12 protein-coding genes are annotated in these 17,469 nt (G+C 65.1%); 1 reads left to right on the plus strand and 11 read right to left on the minus strand.

All coding sequences use genetic code 11. The annotated features are described in order from the left end of the window. Positions 1-64 precede the first annotated feature (64 nt). The 9 genes from EWH21_RS18160 to EWH21_RS18200 form a co-directional block, all read right to left on the minus strand. On the minus strand, positions 65-2,776 hold the full coding sequence (locus tag EWH21_RS18160; protein ID WP_277698993.1) for an AAA domain-containing protein: 2,712 nt from the start codon (positions 2,774-2,776) through the stop codon (positions 65-67). After that, positions 2,776-3,465, minus strand: a complete 690-nt coding sequence (locus EWH21_RS18165; RefSeq protein ID WP_037049398.1) for a phospholipase D-like domain-containing protein — start codon at positions 3,463-3,465, stop codon at positions 2,776-2,778. Before EWH21_RS18165 ends, EWH21_RS18160 begins: the two co-directional genes overlap by 1 nt. Positions 3,466-3,477: 12 nt before the next feature. After that, entirely contained in the window at positions 3,478-4,029 is a 552-nt protein-coding gene (locus EWH21_RS18170) for a rhomboid family intramembrane serine protease (RefSeq protein WP_277698994.1), read from the minus strand. Further along, positions 4,026-9,263: a DNA repair ATPase gene (locus EWH21_RS18175; protein WP_277698995.1), complete on the minus strand. Its 5,238-nt coding sequence runs from the start codon at positions 9,261-9,263 to the stop codon at positions 4,026-4,028. Before EWH21_RS18175 ends, EWH21_RS18170 begins: the two co-directional genes overlap by 4 nt. A gap of 120 nt (positions 9,264-9,383) precedes the next feature. Continuing rightward, on the minus strand, positions 9,384-9,623 hold the full coding sequence (locus EWH21_RS18180; RefSeq protein ID WP_277698996.1) for a hypothetical protein: 240 nt from the start codon (positions 9,621-9,623) through the stop codon (positions 9,384-9,386). A 180-nt stretch (positions 9,624-9,803) separates the two neighbouring features. Continuing rightward, positions 9,804-11,849: a flotillin family protein gene (locus EWH21_RS18185; RefSeq protein WP_277698997.1), complete on the minus strand. Its 2,046-nt coding sequence runs from the start codon at positions 11,847-11,849 to the stop codon at positions 9,804-9,806. 90 nt (positions 11,850-11,939) lie between these two features. Further along, positions 11,940-12,581 (minus strand): OB-fold-containig protein, encoded by a 642-nt coding sequence (locus EWH21_RS18190; RefSeq protein WP_037049409.1) that lies wholly within the window; start codon positions 12,579-12,581, stop codon positions 11,940-11,942. Between the two features lie 68 nt (positions 12,582-12,649). Continuing rightward, positions 12,650-13,345: a PspA/IM30 family protein gene (locus EWH21_RS18195; RefSeq protein ID WP_037049412.1), complete on the minus strand. Its 696-nt coding sequence runs from the start codon at positions 13,343-13,345 to the stop codon at positions 12,650-12,652. A gap of 13 nt (positions 13,346-13,358) precedes the next feature. Beyond that, positions 13,359-13,979 carry a YjfI family protein gene (locus tag EWH21_RS18200; protein ID WP_277698998.1) on the minus strand — a complete coding sequence of 207 codons (621 nt, stop codon included), beginning with the start codon at positions 13,977-13,979 and terminating at the stop codon, positions 13,359-13,361. 293 nt (positions 13,980-14,272) lie between these two features. Between EWH21_RS18200 and EWH21_RS18205 the strand changes: the two genes are divergently transcribed. Beyond that, entirely contained in the window at positions 14,273-14,524 is a 252-nt protein-coding gene (locus EWH21_RS18205; protein ID WP_277698999.1) for a hypothetical protein, read from the plus strand. Positions 14,525-14,581: 57 nt separating this feature from the next. Here the strand turns inward: EWH21_RS18205 and thrC are convergent, their stop codons facing one another. Together thrC and EWH21_RS18215 are read right to left on the minus strand one after the other, a co-directional pair. Next, on the minus strand, positions 14,582-15,991 hold the full coding sequence (thrC, locus tag EWH21_RS18210; RefSeq protein ID WP_277699000.1) for a threonine synthase: 1,410 nt from the start codon (positions 15,989-15,991) through the stop codon (positions 14,582-14,584). Positions 15,992-16,091: 100 nt separating this feature from the next. After that, positions 16,092-17,396 carry a homoserine dehydrogenase gene (locus EWH21_RS18215; RefSeq protein ID WP_037049416.1) on the minus strand — a complete coding sequence of 435 codons (1,305 nt, stop codon included), beginning with the start codon at positions 17,394-17,396 and terminating at the stop codon, positions 16,092-16,094. Positions 17,397-17,469: the final 73 nt, after the last annotated feature.

Genomic DNA, 17,469 nt, shown 5'->3' on the forward strand with positions numbered 1-17,469 from the left:
GCCTAGGCCACGATCGCCGCACGCGTCAAGCGACGCCACGACGACGCATCCGCAAAGCGGCGCCTCAGAGCCTCGCCAGCACCGCCTGCACGGCCTGGTCCGGCGCCTCCTGCCAGAGACCGTAGCTCAGCGGCAGGGTTTCAAGACCGGCGCGGGCCAGCACCAGGTAGCGCTCCAGTTCGAGAAAGCCTTCGCCCTCGCCAGGGAAACCGATCAGGTCGATGGCCAGGCATCTGTCGCCGCGTCGGCAGAACAGATCCAGCACCTGTCCGGCCAGCGGGTAGTGGCTCCACACCCCGACGCCCTGCGCTTCGAGCGCCTGGCACAGATCCTGGCGGGCGACGTCGATGGCCCCTGCCTGCAAACTGACCGCCGGTTGCTGCTGAAATTCCAGGTAACGGCGCAGCAGATGGGTGGCCGGCAACTGGTGTTCGTCACCACTGAACAGCAGCACCTGGCGCTCACGGGCGCGGGTGATGGCCACGTTGAACAGGTCGGCGCGGTTCAGGTAGTGGGCCGCCTGGGTGGACTCGACGTCGATGGCGAAGCTGAGAATCATCAGGTCGCGCTCCTCGCCCTGGAAGCCGTAGGGCGTGTCCACCAGCAAGCGAAACGCGCGCAACTGCTCCAGCGGCATGCTCTCGCCAATGCGCTCGCGGATACGCTCGACCTGGTCGCGAAACGGCGACAGCACGCCAACGCTGGGCTTGAGCGGGCTGTCCCGGTAGGTATCGAAATGCTCGCGCAGCAACTCCAGCACCCGTTCGACCTCCGCCTCGTTGACCCCGTTGCGCCCGCGTGCGCCCTCGACGCGCAGCAGTTGCAGGCTGTCGCAGGTGTCGCCACCGGGACGTTCCTTCATCACCCGCAGGCGCCGGTCGTAGAACAGCTCGTTGCTGAAACGGATCAGCGCCGGGCGGCTGCGGAAGTGCTCGTCGAGGAACACCACCGCGTCCTGGCTGGCCAGTTGCAGGCCGACCAGGTCCAGCACGCTGTTGTCGCGGTAGCTCCAGGCCTCGCGCTCGTCCGCCTGCAGCCCGGCACGCTGCAGCAGCTGCGCCTCGCGCACGCGGGAGAGAAAGGAGATATGCCGCAGCTGGCGCGCGTCGCCGGTCACCACCGCGCGCTTGCAGCGCTGGAAGGCCGGTAGCGCCGAGGCGATGTCGCACTGGGTCGCCTCGTCCATCACCATCACGTCGAACAACCCGGCGCGCAACGGCAGCAGGCGGTGCAGCTCGTCCAGCGTCACCACCCAGATCGGGAACGCGGCCAGCAGGCGCGCCGGATCGATGCCCTCGAACAGCGCCAGCTGGCGCTGCGAATTGCGCGCCCGGATGGCCTGGTTGTAGCGCACGAACAGGCTGCGGTCGGTCATCAGCAGACGCTTGAGTGCCAGGCTGTGATGGCTGTTGAGGTGCTCGCGGCTGAGCTGCTGACGGCGCCGCTGACATTCACGCAGCTCGTCCAGCAACGCCCAGGGACGCACGCTGCTGCCGACCCGCCTGCGTACCCAGGGCACCTGCAGCCAGCGGCGCCAGAAGGCCAGGCTGCCGCGCTCGGCGCGCAGCAGCAGACGGCTCCAACGCACGGCCTGCTCGCAGCGGGCCACGAAGTCGCCGGAAAGGCGGCGCTCGGCCTGGGTCAGCACCTCCAGTTCACTGCGCTGGCGCGCCTCGAGCTGGTCGCTGACATCGGAAATCTCGCCCTGCAGCATGCGCTGCAGGCGGTCGCGCAAGGCCTGGCGCAGGCTCTGCCCATCGCCCTCCAGGATACCCTCGCGCAGGCCGAAGTCCTCACGCAGCTTCTGCGCGATGACCCGCACGGCCTGGGCGCTGCGGCTGACCAGCAGCACGCTCTCGCCCTGCAGGTAACGATCCAGCGCCAGCGCCGCCAGGCTGTAGCTCTTGCCGGTGCCGGGCGGGCCGGAGATCTGGCTCAGGCAATGGCGCGCGGCATTGTCCAGCGCGCGGCATTGCGCCAGGCTGAGCTGGGCCGGCAGGCGCTGCGGCGTGCTCGCGGCCACGGACAAGGGCGCGTCCGGTGCCTCGCCGAGCAGTTGCAGCAGGGCCGGCGACAGCTGCTGCGCCTCCTGCAGCAACTGCAGCTCATGGGCGATGCCACGGCTGCCACTGCCACGCGGCACCAGGGCGACAAAGGCGCCCGCCTGCAACGACAGGCTGCGCCGGCGCTGGGCCTTGGCCAGCGCCTCGCCGTCGACCAGCCGGGGGAAGCCCGCCGCCTCGCTGACCTCACGCACCTGCGTATGGCGCGCCACCCAGGCGAGCAACTGGCCCAGTGCCGTGGCGTCCAGCACCCCGCTGGGCAACGGCAGGCCGTCCAGGCTGTCCGCGCCACTTTCGTCGAACAGGCTGCGCAGCAGACGCCAGTTGCCACGCACCTGCTGCGGATCGATGACCAGCAACTGGGCCTGGCCATCGGCAGTCGGCTGCAGGCTGGCCTCGTAATACATCAGGGGACCGCAGATGGCCCGCGATGCGCCGCCGTCCAGCTGCTGGCGACCACAGATCGGCAGCACGCCGTAGATCAGTTGCAGCTCACGCTGGTACAGCGTCTGCGCCTCGGCCAGCTCCCGGCCCAGCTCGGCCGACAGCGGCAGCAGCGGCACACCGCCGCTGGCCAGTTCCTCGTCCCCGTCGAGCCAGGCCCAGCGCTTGCCGGGCAACCTGGCAACGTTGTCCAGGTCCAGGTCGCGGCTGTCGGCCAGGTAGCAACTGCGGTAGAAACCGAGAAGCCGTTGGGCGTGAGGCTGAGTCATCAGTTGTCTGCGTAACGCGTCCAGAGCATCTCGAACTCGCGGCTGTAGGCCGCCACCAGTTGCGGATGGTCGATCACCAGCAGATTTTCCTCGTTGCTGGTACTGGCGCTGCGGGTCCAGTTGAAGCTGCCGTTGAGCAGCAGACGACCGTCGAACAGGGCGAACTTGTGGTGCATGTGGAAGGGACCGGCATCGATGCGCAGCGGCACGCCCTTGTCACGCAGGCGCTGGATGTCGCTGCCGGCATCGAACTGCTTTTCGTTGTCGCTGATCACCCGCACCGCGATGCCGCGCTCATGACAGGCGAGCACCTCTTCGCTGAGCTGATCGTCGGAGATGGTGTAGACGCAGATCTCCACACTCTTGCGCGCCTGGCGGCAGAGGTCGCGGATCTTGCGCCGGCAGCTCTCGCCCGGGCTGAAGTGCGCCGTAGCATGCTCCACGCGCGGAGCGCTGCCGACGCTGTCGAGGGTCTTGATCACCTGCTCCAGCCACTTCAGCACCGGCTCGACATTGGTCGGCTCGCGCATCAGCTCACGGGCCAGGGCGAAGGCGCGGTTGCGCATGAAGCGCACCTGGTCGCTGCTCAGCTCGCTGCCCAGCTGGCGCAGTTCGTCGCGCTCCTCGTTGCTCAGACGCAGGTCGGCGAGGCTGTCACGCAGTTGCTGATCGAGATGGTTGAAGTCCATGCAAAGTCCTTTTCATCGAGTGAGACGGCGGCGGCTCATGGCGGCGTAACAAACGCCGCAGAACGCTCCCGCCAGGTGATATTCGAAAGAAACGCCGGCACGCGGCAACAAGCCGAAGAACCAGCCGCCATAGAGAAAGAACACCAGTACCGCCAGCAGCAGGTCGAGCAGGCTGCGCTCGAACCAGGCGCGCGCCAGCAACAGGCCCCAGAAGCCGAACAGCCAGCCACTGGCACCGATGTGCAGGCCGGTACGGCCGAACACCCAGACCAGCAGGCCGCTGCCGATGATGATGAAGGCGCTGGAGAACAGGAAGTCGCGCCGTGAGCGCAACAGCACCAGGCTGCCCAGCACCAGCAGGCCGCTGAGGTTGCTGAGCAGGTGCGCCCAGCTGCCGTGCAGCCAGGGCGCGAAGAGAATGCCCGGCAATGCCTCGACATGCCGGGGCACCAGGCCCCAGACGTTCAGGGCGCCGCCAAGGGCGCTGTTGGCCAGTTGCAGCAGCAGCATCGCACCACTGATCAGCAGCAGCGGACGCAGCTCAACCAGCCAGCCTCGCCTCACGGCGCCTCGTCATCCGCGACATCGCTGCGCTGCTCGTGTCCGAGCAGCGTGCCGAGGTCGCGCAGTTGGGTGGATATTTCCAGCATGCGGTTGTGCGTACGCAAATCGATGTCGATCTTCTTGTCCATCGCCTTGATCAGCGGCAGGAAGCTGTTTTCCAGGCTGTCGGCCAGGTTCTCGAGCAATTTTTGCGTGCCCGGCTGCGCAGGTGCAACCACTTCCACCTGTGGCCGCAGCTTGCCGAGGTTGTCCAACCCCGCCAGCAGCTGCTCCCAGGGCACGCTGGGCGCCTCGGCCGCCGGCTTGCCGGCGCCCAGGCCACGCACGCTTTCCACCAGGTCGTTGAGCTGCGCCACCACGCGGCCACCGACATCGCTGTCGCTGCCGCCCATGGCCTTGTTGCGCATGAAGTCGCGCTTGATCTGCGCCCAGCGCTCGGCCTGTTCGGGCGTCTGATTGCCACGCAGCTCGGCGAGCTTGAGCAGGTTCTCTTCGGCACCGGTGGTGAGCAGTTGCGACTCGCCCTGGTAGTGGTCGGCGATCAACTGCAGCAACTCGCCATCGTTCATCACCGAGCTGATCTTCTCCGCCATCTTGTTCATGTTGCGGTAGCTGCCCTGCAGCTTGAACGGCGGCTCGGTACGGTACTGGTCGGCCTGCGCGGCACTGACGATGTACTGCTGGTTGACCCGGCCGACCACGTCGCGCACCTGCATCAGGCGTTGCAGAGTCGAGGAAATCTCGTTGATCTCGGCGGCGCTGTAGGTGTGGCTCAGTTCATTGGCAGAGAACGGCTTGCCCTCGGCCTTGGCGACGAAACGGTAGACATCGGCCATGTCGCGGGTGGCCAGCGGCGCCAGCACCGGGTTGGAGGTCAGGCTGTTCTCGATGTAGGACAGCGCGAAGGCCTCCTGCATGCCGCCCAGGGTGTCGCCCAGGTTGTAGATGTCGGCACGGTTGGCGAGCATGTCCGGAATTTTGAAGACTTCGCCGGACTCGGTGTAGGGGTTGCCGCTCATCACCACGCAGAACTTCTTGCCGCGCATGTCGTAGGTCTTGGTCTTGCCCTTCCACACGCCTTCGATGCGCCGGGTGCCGTCGCACAGCGAGATGAACTTCTGCAGGAACTCGGGGTGGGTGTGCTGGATGTCGTCGACGTAGAGCATGACGTTGTTGCCCATCTCCAGCGCCAGGTTGAGCTTTTCCAGCTCCTGGCGCGAGGTGGCGTCCGGCGCCTGCGCCGGATCGATGGAGCGCACCTCATGGCCCAGCGCCGGACCGTTGACCTTCATGAAGATCAGACCCAGGCGGTGCGCCACGTACTCCATCAAGGTGGTCTTGCCGTAACCCGGCGGCGAGATGAGCATCAGCAGGCCCATCAGGTCGGTCCGCTTGTTCTCGCCGGCGGTGCCCATCTGCTTGGCCAGGTTGTCGCCGATGAAGCCCAGGTAGACGTCGTTGATCAGCTTGTTGCGCACGAACGACGACAGCGGCCGTGGCTTGAACTCGGCCAGGCGCAGCGCCTCGCGCTCGCGGTTGATGACCTCCTGACGCAGCGTCTGGTAGCGCTGCAGCTGCGGCACGAAGTGCTCCAGATGCTGTTGCAGGCGGGCGAAGTAATCGTCGATGGCCAGCACCAGGGTCGCATCCTGCAGACGCGGATGGTCACCGAGCAGGCCGCTGACGCTGAAGCGCAGGTCGACCTCGGTGAAACGCCGGGGGAAATCGTCATCGAGCAGGCTGATGGCGATCGCCTCGGGCACGTAGTCGAGCAGCTCGCGCAGGGCCTCGTCCTGCGCGCAGAGGCCATCGAGCCAGGTCTGCACCAGCGACCAGCGCTGCTGCGGGCGGCCGCGCAGATTGTCGAGGGCAGCGCGGTAGTCGTCCCACACGTAGCTGGCCTGCATGCGCTGCTGCAGGGTGTCGAGCAGCTGGCGGGCGTACTTGCTGAAGGTGAACTCGATGGGCTTGGCCGCCAGCTCCTCGATCAGATAGGCCGCCGCCTGCTGACGCTGCGTGGCATCGACCGGCAGCGGATGCTGGGCGAGAAAGCGCTGCATCGCCGCATCGATTTCGTCCTGCAGGCGGCGGACACCATCGCTGCTGCCGAACAGCTGACGCAGGTGCAGGCTGCTGCGTGCATGCTCCGGCCACAGTTCGGCCTCGATGTCCGCCCCCCAGCGGTTCCAGAACAGCGCGGCGAACCCGCGCGCGGTGGGCGCGAAGCGCAGCAGGCCGGCGCTTTCGCGCAGCGGCAGCAGTTGGCTGAGGATCAGCGCCGCATCGTGGTCGTGGATGCCCTTCTCGTAGGCATCCTTGTAGCGCGGGGCGGCGAAGTCGCGGATCAACCGGGTCAGGCTCTGCGGCTGCGCCAGGTGAGTCTTGAGCAGGTCCAGGCTGAGCCCTTCACGGCCAGCCACGGCGGCGTCGAGCACCAGCCCGGCGAGGTATTCGGCGCGGTACAGCGACGGCGACTCGGACTCCAGCGACACCTGCCAGTAGTCACGCAGGCCTTCCAGCGTCTCGTCGCGCAGCGGCTCGAGAAAATCGGTGCCGGTCAGATGCAGGTACAGGCCATCGCCACGCGGCATCAGGGTCAGGTCGAGTTCCTGGGTGTTGACGCTGAAACGGTGGCGCGGGCCGAGCTTGATGACGTTGCCGCCCTCTTCGAACAGCTCGCTCTTGTCGCGCAGGGCACGCACGGCCTGGTCGCGGGCGCCCTTGAGGCGCGCCTCGACGTCATCGGCCTTGACGCTGTCCTTGAGCTCGCGCAGGCGCTCCGCCATCTCGCGCAGCTTGAGAATCAGCGGGTCGGCAGCGAAGAAGGCGTTGAGCTCCTCCATCTGGGTCAGGCGCGCGGTGCGCCGGCCCAGGCTGTCGAGGATGCGCTGGGCGGCGTCGAGCACGCCCTGGGCACGGCGCTGACGGTCATCGAGCAGGCTCTGCTTGTGCGACTCGAAAGTCTCCAGCAGTTCTTCGCGCTTGCCCAGGATGTCGCTGAGGAATTCCTCGTGATCGCCGAACTGGCTTTCCAGCTCTTCCAGCTGCACCAGCAGGCGGGACAGCTGCTCGTCGCACTTCTCCGGGTCCTGCGCCAGCGCCAGGGCGTTGGTGATGCCCTGGCTGAACAGCTTGAACTGAGCACCGAACTGCGCCACGGTCTCGGCCGAGCCCAGCCCCTTGCGCCGCTGTTCGGCACGCGCCTTGGCCTGGTTGAGGTGGGCATAGACCTCGGAGATCGACTCGACGATGCGGGTGCGCTGGGTGGCATCGTCGATCTTCAACGACGCCATCAGGCTCGACAGCATGTCCAGGTTGCCGGCCATGGCCTGCATCTCGACCAGCGGCTCGTTCAGCTGGGTGACGCTCTCGGCCTTCTGCGCCTGGCCATCGAGTTCACCCAGGCGCTGCACATAGGGTTGCAGGGCCGCGTCGCTGGCGAGGAAGTTCGAAGTGGCCGCCGCCACGCGCTCCTGCGCTTCGAGCAACTCGGCTTCCATGGCGTCGATGCGCGCCACGTCGATGTAGCGGTAGTCACGGATAGTCAGCAGCTGGCCGCGCTGCGCGGTGATGGCATTCAGCGCCTCGACGAAATGCTGCACCTCGTCCCAGCTGTCGACCAGCAGGCCGGCGAGCAGGCTCTTCTGCCGCGTCTCGGCCTCGGTCATGGCACGGGCCGATTGCTGGCGAATGCTCTCGACCTTCTCGAACTCGTCGAGCACCAGTTCGGAGGTGGCGGCCACCTCGCGCAGCAGCGGCGCCAGTTCGGCGCACTGGGCGTCACCCAGCCAGTGGTAGACGTCGAACAGGCGACGGGTGTTCTGGCACAGCTGGGTGTAGCGCGCCACCGACACTTCGCGGCTGTCGATCTCGCGGCTCAGGTTGAGCAGGTCGGACACGCCGCGCACCAGCTCGGCATTGCCGATACGACCGAAGAAGCCGCTGCGCGCCGGCTGGCGAGCCGCGTAGTCGTCGCTCTCGAACGGCGTCTGCCAGATCTGCATCGGATGGATGCGGGTCGGCTCGCTGCCCTCGGCGGAGAAGATCACCATGCGCCCGTCCTCCAGGCGCGCGTAGCCGTGGCCGAAGATCGGGTTGTGCAGCTGACGCTTGATCATGTTGTAGGTGAACAGCGCCGAACGACCTTCCTCCGGGTGGTAGAAGATGTACTGCACGTCCTCGCCGTTGGGCGAGCGGACCGAGCGCTTGAAGCGCATGCCGTCCATGGGCTGTTCGAAGGTCTTGTACTCGCCGCTCTGCAGGTAGTAGCCGCCGGGGAAGATGATGCCGTGATCTTCCGGCAGCTGTACGCAGGCCAGGCCGATGGCGTCGATGCGCTCGACCTGGTTGGTCAGGCTGTTGAACACCAGGTAGCGCCACTGCTCCTCGCGGTAAGGCAGCACCTTGAGCAGGATCAGGCTGCCCAGGCGGGCGTATTCGATCTGCGCGTCGTCGAGCGACTGGGTCTTGTCCACGACGGCTTCGCGGTAGATGCCCAGGCCGTCCTGGGTGTTGTTCTCGACCTTGATCGTGAGGTCGCCACCGACGGTTTCGACGAATACCGTGTCGAGGATGTTCATGTGCGGATGGCGGCCGGTAACCGCCATCTCGCGGGACGTCTTCTGCCATTCGAAATCGAACGGCGCCGGCAGGGCGATATCGCGCTCGCCACGGTTATCGATGTAGCGAACTTCCTTGCCGTCGGTGGAGATCGACCAGCGGAACACACGGATGTCGCTGACCCGTTCACCGATCTGGAAGCTCGCCAGCAGCTTGCCATCGCGAATCGCCAGTTGCAGCAGACGGGTGTTCTTGTAATAGGTGTACAGCTCGTTGAAGTCGGCAACGAAGCTGGCCTGCGCCAGGAAGGAGCCCTCCAGGGACACCGGCTCGGCATCGAAGCCTTCCGCGCCCTGCACCAGCCGGTAGAGGGAGAACACGTCGGAGATCGTGGTTTCCTTCTTCAGGCCGAGGAACACGTTGTAGCCGAACAGCAGGCACTCGCCGACCTGGACGATATCGCGGGCGATGCAGTTGTTCTCGGTGCGGATGCGGACCCGGCCGATGGCCTCCATCGCACTGCTGCCGAACTCGGCCAGGCGCTGGCCATTGAGCGCCTCGGTCAACCCGCGCAGGCGCTGCCCCTGCTCCTGCAGGCGCTTGTGCAGCACCTCGTAGGCGCCGCCCTCGGCGACGGCCTTGTCCAATACGTCCTGTGTCTGTACGTCCGACATCGTGTTCTTCCTGGATATGCGGCATCGAGCAGCCTCACCCGCGCAGTGCGCTGAGGCTGCTGAGAAATGCGTAGTGCGCCGGTGAGGGCCACACTGCGGGTGGGCAAGCCACCCGGTGGGTTACGCGCCGATCTTCTGCTCGACGATGGCGATCTTGTCGCGCAGCGCCGCGTCGATTTCCTCGGGGCGTACCTGGGCGATGATCTTGCGCAGCACCCGTACTTCGTTGTCGTCGATCACGCCATCGCGCTCGGCGATCTCCAGCAGACTCTTGAGCTCCTGCGCATCCAGGCGGCCGTCGTTACTGAAGCGCTGGATCGAGCGAAAGGTCATCTCCAGATAGTCTCTTGATTCTGACATTGCGTAGTCCCTGATTGGTCGAACGATAGGGCCGCGGGATGGCTGGAGCCGCGAAAATCGCCGCTCAAGCACCTCCCACCGGACCTAGCAATGAATGGATGGTCGGCAGGGTGGACAACGCTTTCTGTCCACCTTTGGCGATGCAAGCGGTGGACATGCTGCGCGTCGCCCACCCTGCTATCAGGCCTGCTCCGAACCAGCGCTCGGGGCGACGACCGGCGCGGCGGATGCGGCCTTGCCGGCCAGCAGGCGGGAAATCACGTCCTGCACCACCGGGCTCTTGCCGACCACACCTTCGATGGCCTTGCCCACCGACAGCGACTTGGCGAAGGAGTTGAAGAAGTCGCCCTCGCCGCCGACGATCTCGATCTTCGCCTTGGCCATGGCTGCGGCCAGCACTTCGGCCTGGTCCTTGGCGATGTCCTTGTTGGCGTCGATGGCGGCCATGGCCTCTTCGAAGCTCTTCTCCAGCTGCATGCGGAACTCTTCGTGAGCGCGTGCCGCGTCGCTGAGCGAATCCAGCGCACCGAACTTCTTGCCCAGACCTTCGGCTTCGGCGCTGAGGCGCTCCAGCAGGATCGCGGCTTCGGCCGAACCCTGTTCCTTGGTCGCCTTGGCCTTGGCCAGACCCAGTTGCTCCTCGCCGCGTGCCTGGGCGGAGAGTTTCTCCTCCAGCACCTTGGCTTCGGCCAGACCGTCCTTCTCCTTCGCCGAGGCTTGCGCCTCCAGCACACGGGCTTCGGCCAGACCTTTTTCCTGCTCGCCCTTGGCATCGGCGATCAGGCGCTCAGCCTGCACGCGAGCCTCGGCCAGGCCTTCCTTCTCTTTCGCGGCGGCGGTGACTTCGCGCACCTTGGCGTCGGCCAGGCCGGGCGCGGCACGCTCGGCTTCGACCCCTTCGGCCAGCTTCTTCTTGGCCTCGGCGCTCTTGGAGGCCGCTTCCAGTTCGGCCTGGGCCAGGGTGTTGATCTCGACCGCCTTGTGCTTGGAACGTGCCTCGTCGGCTTCGGCCTGCTTGACCTGACGCACCAGCTCCTGCTCGGCCTCGGCCTGGGCATTGAGTACGGTAACCTGCTTGAGGCGCTCGGCCTCGGACACTTCGCGTACTTCCTTGATGCGTTCTTCTTCCTGGGCCACGGTCTTCTCGACCGCCACGCGCTCGCGGATCACACCGGCGATGTTCTTGCGCTCTTCTTCCAGCGCCTTTTCCTTCTCGATGCGCTGCAGTTCGACTTCGCGCTCGCGGGCCACCACTTCCAGGTCCTTGGCACGGGTGACTTTCTCCACCTCGATGACCACGGCACGCTGGCGGTTCTGCTGCGCCACTTCCACTTCGCGCTGATGGTTCTCGGCGCGGATGTCCAGCTCCTGCTGGGTCTGGATGCGCGCCTGCTCGGCCTTCAGGCGCTCTTCTTCACGGACCTTGAGGGTCTCGGCTTCCTCACGGGCGCGGATGGTTTCGATCTCGCGCTTCTGCCGCGCCTCGGCATCGGCCTGCTGACGCTCGAGCGACAGGGTCGCTTCGCGGGTTTCGACGTTCTTCTTCTTGATCGCCAGCTCTTCGTTGCGCTCGAGCTCGTTGGTGATGACGTTCTGCGCAGCGGTCAGCTCGGTGATCTTGCGGATACCCTCGGCGTCGAGGATGTTGCTCGGGTCCAGCGACACCTTGGAAGTCTGCTCCAGGTAGTCGATCGCCACGTCTTCCAGCACGTAACCGTTGAGGTCGTTGCCAATCACCTCGACGATGCGGTCGCGGAAATCCTGGCGGTTCTCGAACAGTTGGACGAAGTCGAACTGCTTGCCGACGGTCTTCAGCGCCTCGGAGAACTTGGCATTGAACAGCTCGTTGACCGCGCCACGATCGGAGGCACGGTCGACACCGATGGCCTTGGCCACCTTGAGCACGTCTTCCTGGGTCTCGTTGACGCGCAGGTAGAAGGCCACGGTGATGTCGGCACGCAGGTTGTCACGGCAGATCAGACCGTCCTTGGCGCGACGGTCCACTTCCAGGGTGATCAGGGAGATCTTCATGAACTCCTTGAGGTGGATCACCGGGTACACCAGGGAACCGGTGAAGTGCACCTTGGGTGTCGAGCTCATGTCGTTGACGATCAGCGCGGTGCCCTGCGGAACCTTGATGTAGAACGCCTTGAACAGCGCGATCAGGGCGATCACGAAGAGAACGACCAGCCCCGCCCCGACGATGAAGGGAATGAGGTTTTCCATTACAGCTGTACTCCTTTGCTAATTGTGCAGACAGGTTCGGCGATGCCCTACCCTGCCAGCCCTGTGTGACGTACGGATTGTCGGCAGACGCTATACGCCTCGAAACTCTTCTTCGGTGATGACCCGGTAGGCATGTTCGGCAACCAGGTACTCCAGCAGCACCACGCGGTCGCCGCGCTTGAAGCCCAGTGCCTCGTCGGCGCGCACACGCAGGATCAGCCCCGCGCCGCCGTCTTCCAGCACCGCCTCGCCGTGACGCTCGGTGACCTTGCCGCTGCGGACCACCGCCACCTGACCCAGCACCGACTTGCTGCTGATCGCCTCGACTTTCTGGAACAGCGGGCGCAACGGCCGGCAGATGGCCGCGCAGAGCGGCGCCGCCAGGAGGAAGGAGGCGACGATCACCACCAGGCCGAGCGGATAGCGCAGGATGCCCAGCGGCAGGTGACGCAGCAGCCACAGTTCGATGAAGTAGCAGGCGAACCAGGCGAAGAAGAACAGCAGGGTCAGCACCAGCGTGGCCGGTACGCCGTCGAGCTTGAGCTTGTACAGCAGCCCCGCCAGGCCTTCGGTCTGTGCGCCGCCCTCCATCACCGAGTCGGCCTCGATGTCGAGCAGGTCGATATCAAGCAGGCCGGCCGCGACCACCAGCCAATAGATGACCGCCACGCACAGCAGGAAGCTGTAGATGGCAGTGGGAAACGACAGCGCGGTCTGCAGGAAGAGTTCCATGGTTTTCCTTGTCCTGAATCCATACGGCAGGGACGATCACTCGCCCCTGCCGGTTCATGCAGCCTCGATCAGGCCTTGGACTTGTCCTTCAGGCGCGCCAGCACGCTGTCGGCACTGGCGCTGTCGGCCTTGATGCCCGCAGCTCGCAGCTTGGCTTCCAGCGAGTCGTCCGGCGCGCTGGTGGCGGCGAGTTCCGCCGAGGCTTCCATCTTCGCGCCGCGCTCGGCCTGCTTCTGCTTGATGCGCTCGAGCGACTCGACCGCCGTCTGCAGCTTGGCCTGGGAACCGCCGTAGCGCTGGGCCACGGCCATCTGCGCCTTCTGCACGCTTTCGGTGGCCTTGACCGTATCCACCTGCTGCTTGAGGCGCTTGATGTTGCCCTCGGCCTGACTCACGGCCTTGCGCAGTTGCGCGACGCTGGCGGCGAAGCCTTCGGCCTGCTCACGCTCGCTGGCCTGTTCGACCTCCAGGTTGGCGATCTTCTCGGCCACTTCCTTGGCCAGGGTCTCGTTGCCCGCTTCCAGCGCCTTGAGAGCGTACTGCTCGTACTCGGCGATGCTGGTTGCGCTCTTGCTCACCTTGTCGCTGGCCAGCTTGTGCTTGGCCATGATCTCGGCGAGGGCTTCCTTGGACTTGCGCAGCTCGCTGTCGGCGTCGCGGATTTCCTGGTCGAGAATACGCAGGGCCTGGCTATCGACCACGGCCTCGCCCATCTCGTTGGCGCCGCCACGCAGCGCGGTCAGCAATTTGCTCCAGACGTTCATGGATACTCTCCTCTCAGGCGCCGGTCTTGAGGAAGCCTTCGTAGGCTTCGGTGGCCTTGATCACGTTGTCCGCCAGCAACTCGATCTCGAACACCACATCGGACAGCGTGGAGTAGGAGCTCAGTGCGCCGAACATGGTGTAGCAGTCGCGCCCGTCGACCATCTTCTCCAGGCCGATGGACGACAGCGGGAACAGCTTGTGGGTGCGCAGCACTTCCTCGTTGAAAGCAGCGACGTCCTTCACGTCCGCCGCGGGCCAGAGCAGCGCCTCGACGATGATCTGTTCGCCGAACACGGCAACGAACAGCGGCAGGTCGCCATATTCGCGCATGGTGATGTGCAGACTGGCGTCGGCGCCCTGAATCAGCTCGATGCCGGCCTGCCCGCTCTGGAACAACTCCGTTGCCGCCAGCGCCTCATGCAGCGCCTTGGCGGTCCAAACCTGAGGCATGCTCATATCCTCCTCCTTCTCCATCGGAACCAGCGTCGACTGCGGCTGGCGTAGTTTGCGCTCGAACGCAACCAGCAGCGGTGCGTGCTCGGGCAAGATCCAGACTTCCTTCTTCACCAGCCCCTGCTCGCGCAGGCGCTGACGATAAAGACGCTGGTAATGGGCTGATGATTTGCTTTCCATGAACAACAGCCTAGACCCTTACATGTGAGTCGTAAAGTGATTACATGTGATAAATGTGATGCCGTTCGTCAGGCGAACGCGCAGGCGTCATCCTCGGCACGAAACGAGCCGATCAGCAGACGGGAACGAAAAGAAAAGAGGCAGGGGCCAGGACTCATCCATGATCGGGCTAGAACGCATCCATTCGCGACGTGTCGAATTAAACCTCAGCCACACGCAGGGCGCACGGAAAAAAGCGCTAACCCGGTCGCAGTTATGACCCCAACCGACCCGCACAGGAGAGCGACAGCAGCATGAACGAACTGCCACCCGCCGTACGCCAGCTGCTGCATGCCGAGCAGCGCCAGGCCGCCATCGACCTGCTCAGCGAATACCTGGCGGCCGACCAGAAGGAGGCCGAACGCCGCATCGACCAGTATCTGGAGGACAACCCTCCCGTCCACCTGCGCGGCGCCGCCATCCTCCGCGCCAGCCGCCTCAATGCCCTGATCTGGCTGACGCTGATCGCCCTGACGGCGCTGCTGGTGCTGATCTTCAGCCTCTGAGCCAGGCCCAAACGAAACCGGCGCCACTGGGGCGCCGGTTGCATACTGACAGACGACTCAGAGCGGCTTGCCGCGATTGCCATGCGCCGCGACGAACTGCTGCACGACCTTCAGGTCGTTGGCCAGCACGGTGCAACGCTCATCGCGCTGGAACAGGTCGGCCAGGTGCGCCGGCAACGCCGGAACCGCATCGATACCGGCCTTCTCCACCGCCTCGGGGAACTTGACCGGGTGCGCGGTACCCAGCACCACCATCGGCGTAGCCAGGCTGCGACGGCACTCACGCGCTGCGCGCACGCCGATGGCCGTGTGCGGATCGAGCAGCTCGCCGCACTCCTTGTACACCTCGGTGATGGTTTCACAGGTCTGCTCATCATTCACCGCCAGCGAATCGAACAGCTTGCGCGCCTCGACCCAGCGATCTTCCTCGACACTGAAGCCGCCACCCTGCTTGAAGCTGTCCATCAGACCGGCGATGGCGGCGCCATTGCGACCGTGCAGGTCGAACAGCAGCCGCTCGAAGTTGGACGAGACCATGATGTCCATCGACGGCGACAGGGTCGGATGCAGGGTTTCCTTGACGTACTGATTGCCGCTCATGAAGCGGTGCAGGATGTCGTTGCGGTTGGTGGCGACGATCAGCTGACTGACCGGCAGACCCATGTTGCGCGCCAGGTAACCGGCGAAGATGTCGCCGAAGTTGCCGGTCGGCACCGAGAAGGCCACCGAACGCGCCGGCGCGCCGAGCTGCAGCGCGGCGTGGAAGTAGTAGACGATCTGGGCCATGATCCGCGCCCAGTTGATCGAGTTGACCGCAACCAGACGGGTGCCCTTGAGGAAGCCCTGGTCGGCGAAGCTGGCCTTGACCATCTCCTGGCAGTCGTCGAAGTTGCCTTCGATGGCGATGTTGTGGATGTTCTCGCCGAGGATGGTGGTCATCTGCCGACGCTGCACTTCGGACACCCGGTTGTGCGGGTGCATGATGAAGATGTCGACATTGTCGCAGGCCTTGCAGCCTTCGATGGCAGCGGAACCGGTATCACCACTGGTCGCCCCCATGATCACCACGCGCTCGCCACGCTTGGCCAGCACGTGGTCGAGCAGGCGACCGAGCAATTGCAGGGCGAAGTCCTTGAACGCCAGGGTCGGACCGTGGAACAGCTCCATGACCCACTCGTTGCCGTTCAGCTGGCGCAGCGGCGCCACGGCGCTGTGCGCGAAGACACCGTAGGTCTCTTCGAGGATCTTCTTGAAATCGGCATCGGCGATGGAACCCGCCACGAACGGGCGCATCACGCGGAACGCCAGCTCGTGGTACGGCAAGCCCGCCCAGGAGGCGATTTCCTCTACGGTGAAGCGCGGCAGGTTCTCCGGCACGTAGAGGCCACCATCACTGGCCAGGCCGGCCAGCAGCACGTCTTCGAAATTCAGGGCCGGCGCCTGGCCGCGAGTACTGATATAGCGCATGTATTTCAAACCTTCGGTTTGAGCGACAAGCTACAGGCCCCAAGCCACAAGAGAAGCAGCGCTCCGCTTGCAGCTTGAGACCTGGCGCTTGCAGCTACTGTTAGTTGAGCTGCTCGACACGCAGGCGCATGACCGGCGACGTCACGCCGTCCAGCGCTTCCATGGCAGCGATGGCGTCGATGATGCGCGCCTCGATCACACGGTGAGTCACCAGGATCATCGGCACCAGGCCGTCCTGCTCCTCGGCTTCCTTCTGCATGATCGACTCGATGTTGATGCCACGCTCGGAGAGGATGCTCGCCACCTGCGCCAGCACACCCGGGTGATCCTTGGCCTGGATACGCAGGTAGTAGGCGCTCTCGCACTGCTCGATGGGCAGGATCGGGTGATCGGACAGCGAGTCAGGCTGGAACGCCAGGTGCGGCACGCGATTGGTCGGGTCGGTGGTCAGGGCACGCACCACGTCCACCAGGTCCGCCACCACCGCCGAGGCGGTCGGCTCCATGCCTGCGCCGGCACCGTAGTACAGGGTGCTGCCGACGGCATCGCCATTGACCATCACCGCGTTCATCACGCCGTTGACGTTGGCGATCAGGCGGTCCGCCGGGATCAGCGTGGGGTGCACGCGCAGCTCGATGCCGGCCTCGGTGCGACGGGCGACACCCAGGTGCTTGATGCGATAGCCCAGTGCCTCGGCATAGTTCACGTCGGCAGTGGTCAGCCGGGTGATGCCTTCGGTATAGGCCTTGTCGAACTGCAGCGGCACGCCGAAGGCGATGGAGGCCAGGATGGTCAGCTTGTGCGCGGCGTCGATACCTTCGACGTCGAAGGTCGGATCGGCCTCGGCATAACCCAGCGCCTGCGCTTCCTTGAGCACGTCCTCGAAGGCACGCCCCTTCTCACGCATCTCGGTGAGGATGAAGTTGCCGGTGCCGTTGATGATGCCGGCCAGCCAGTTGATGCGGTTGGCCGCCAGGCCTTCGCGAATCGCCTTGATCACCGGAATGCCACCGGCAACCGCCGCCTCGAACGCGACGATCACGCCCTTCTCGCGGGCACGGGCGAAGATCTCGTTGCCGTGTACGGCGATCAGCGCCTTGTTCGCGGTGACCACGTGCTTGCCGTTGTCGATGGCCTTGAGCACCAGCTCGCGGGCCAGGGTGTAGCCGCCGATCAGCTCGACGACCACATCGATGTCCGGGTTGTTGACCAGCTCGAAGACGTCACGGGTGATCTGGATACCGGTCGTGTCGTATTGCGGCTTGGGCGAACGAATGGCGATCTGGGCAATCTCGATGCCGCGACCGGCACGCCGGGTAATTTCCTCGGCGTTGCGCTTGAGTACATTCAGAGTACCGCCACCTACGGTCCCCAGCCCACAGATACCCACTTTGACCGGCTTCACGCTCTATATCCCCATCAGCACTGCATAAAACGGCCGGAGCAAGCCCCGGCCGCCGAAAAGAGCCGCACATTAC

It is taken from the genome of Pseudomonas sp. REST10, assembly GCF_029542605.1.
GTDB classification, from domain to species: Bacteria; Pseudomonadota; Gammaproteobacteria; order Pseudomonadales; family Pseudomonadaceae; genus Aquipseudomonas; species Aquipseudomonas khazarica.

Coding starts and splice junctions, on each gene's coding strand:
- EWH21_RS18160 (WP_277698993.1), bottom strand. CDS start 2,776: ATGACTCAGCCTCACGCCCAACGGCTTCTCGGTTTCTACCGCAGTTGC.
- EWH21_RS18165 (WP_037049398.1), bottom strand. CDS start 3,465: ATGGACTTCAACCATCTCGATCAGCAACTGCGTGACAGCCTCGCCGAC.
- EWH21_RS18175 (WP_277698995.1), bottom strand. CDS start 9,263: ATGTCGGACGTACAGACACAGGACGTATTGGACAAGGCCGTCGCCGAG.
- EWH21_RS18180 (WP_277698996.1), bottom strand. CDS start 9,623: ATGTCAGAATCAAGAGACTATCTGGAGATGACCTTTCGCTCGATCCAG.
- EWH21_RS18185 (WP_277698997.1), bottom strand. CDS start 11,849: ATGGAAAACCTCATTCCCTTCATCGTCGGGGCGGGGCTGGTCGTTCTC.
- EWH21_RS18190 (WP_037049409.1), bottom strand. CDS start 12,581: ATGGAACTCTTCCTGCAGACCGCGCTGTCGTTTCCCACTGCCATCTAC.
- EWH21_RS18195 (WP_037049412.1), bottom strand. CDS start 13,345: ATGAACGTCTGGAGCAAATTGCTGACCGCGCTGCGTGGCGGCGCCAAC.
- EWH21_RS18200 (WP_277698998.1), bottom strand. CDS start 13,979: ATGGAAAGCAAATCATCAGCCCATTACCAGCGTCTTTATCGTCAGCGC.
- EWH21_RS18205 (WP_277698999.1), top strand. CDS start 14,273: ATGAACGAACTGCCACCCGCCGTACGCCAGCTGCTGCATGCCGAGCAG.
- thrC (WP_277699000.1), bottom strand. CDS start 15,991: ATGCGCTATATCAGTACTCGCGGCCAGGCGCCGGCCCTGAATTTCGAA.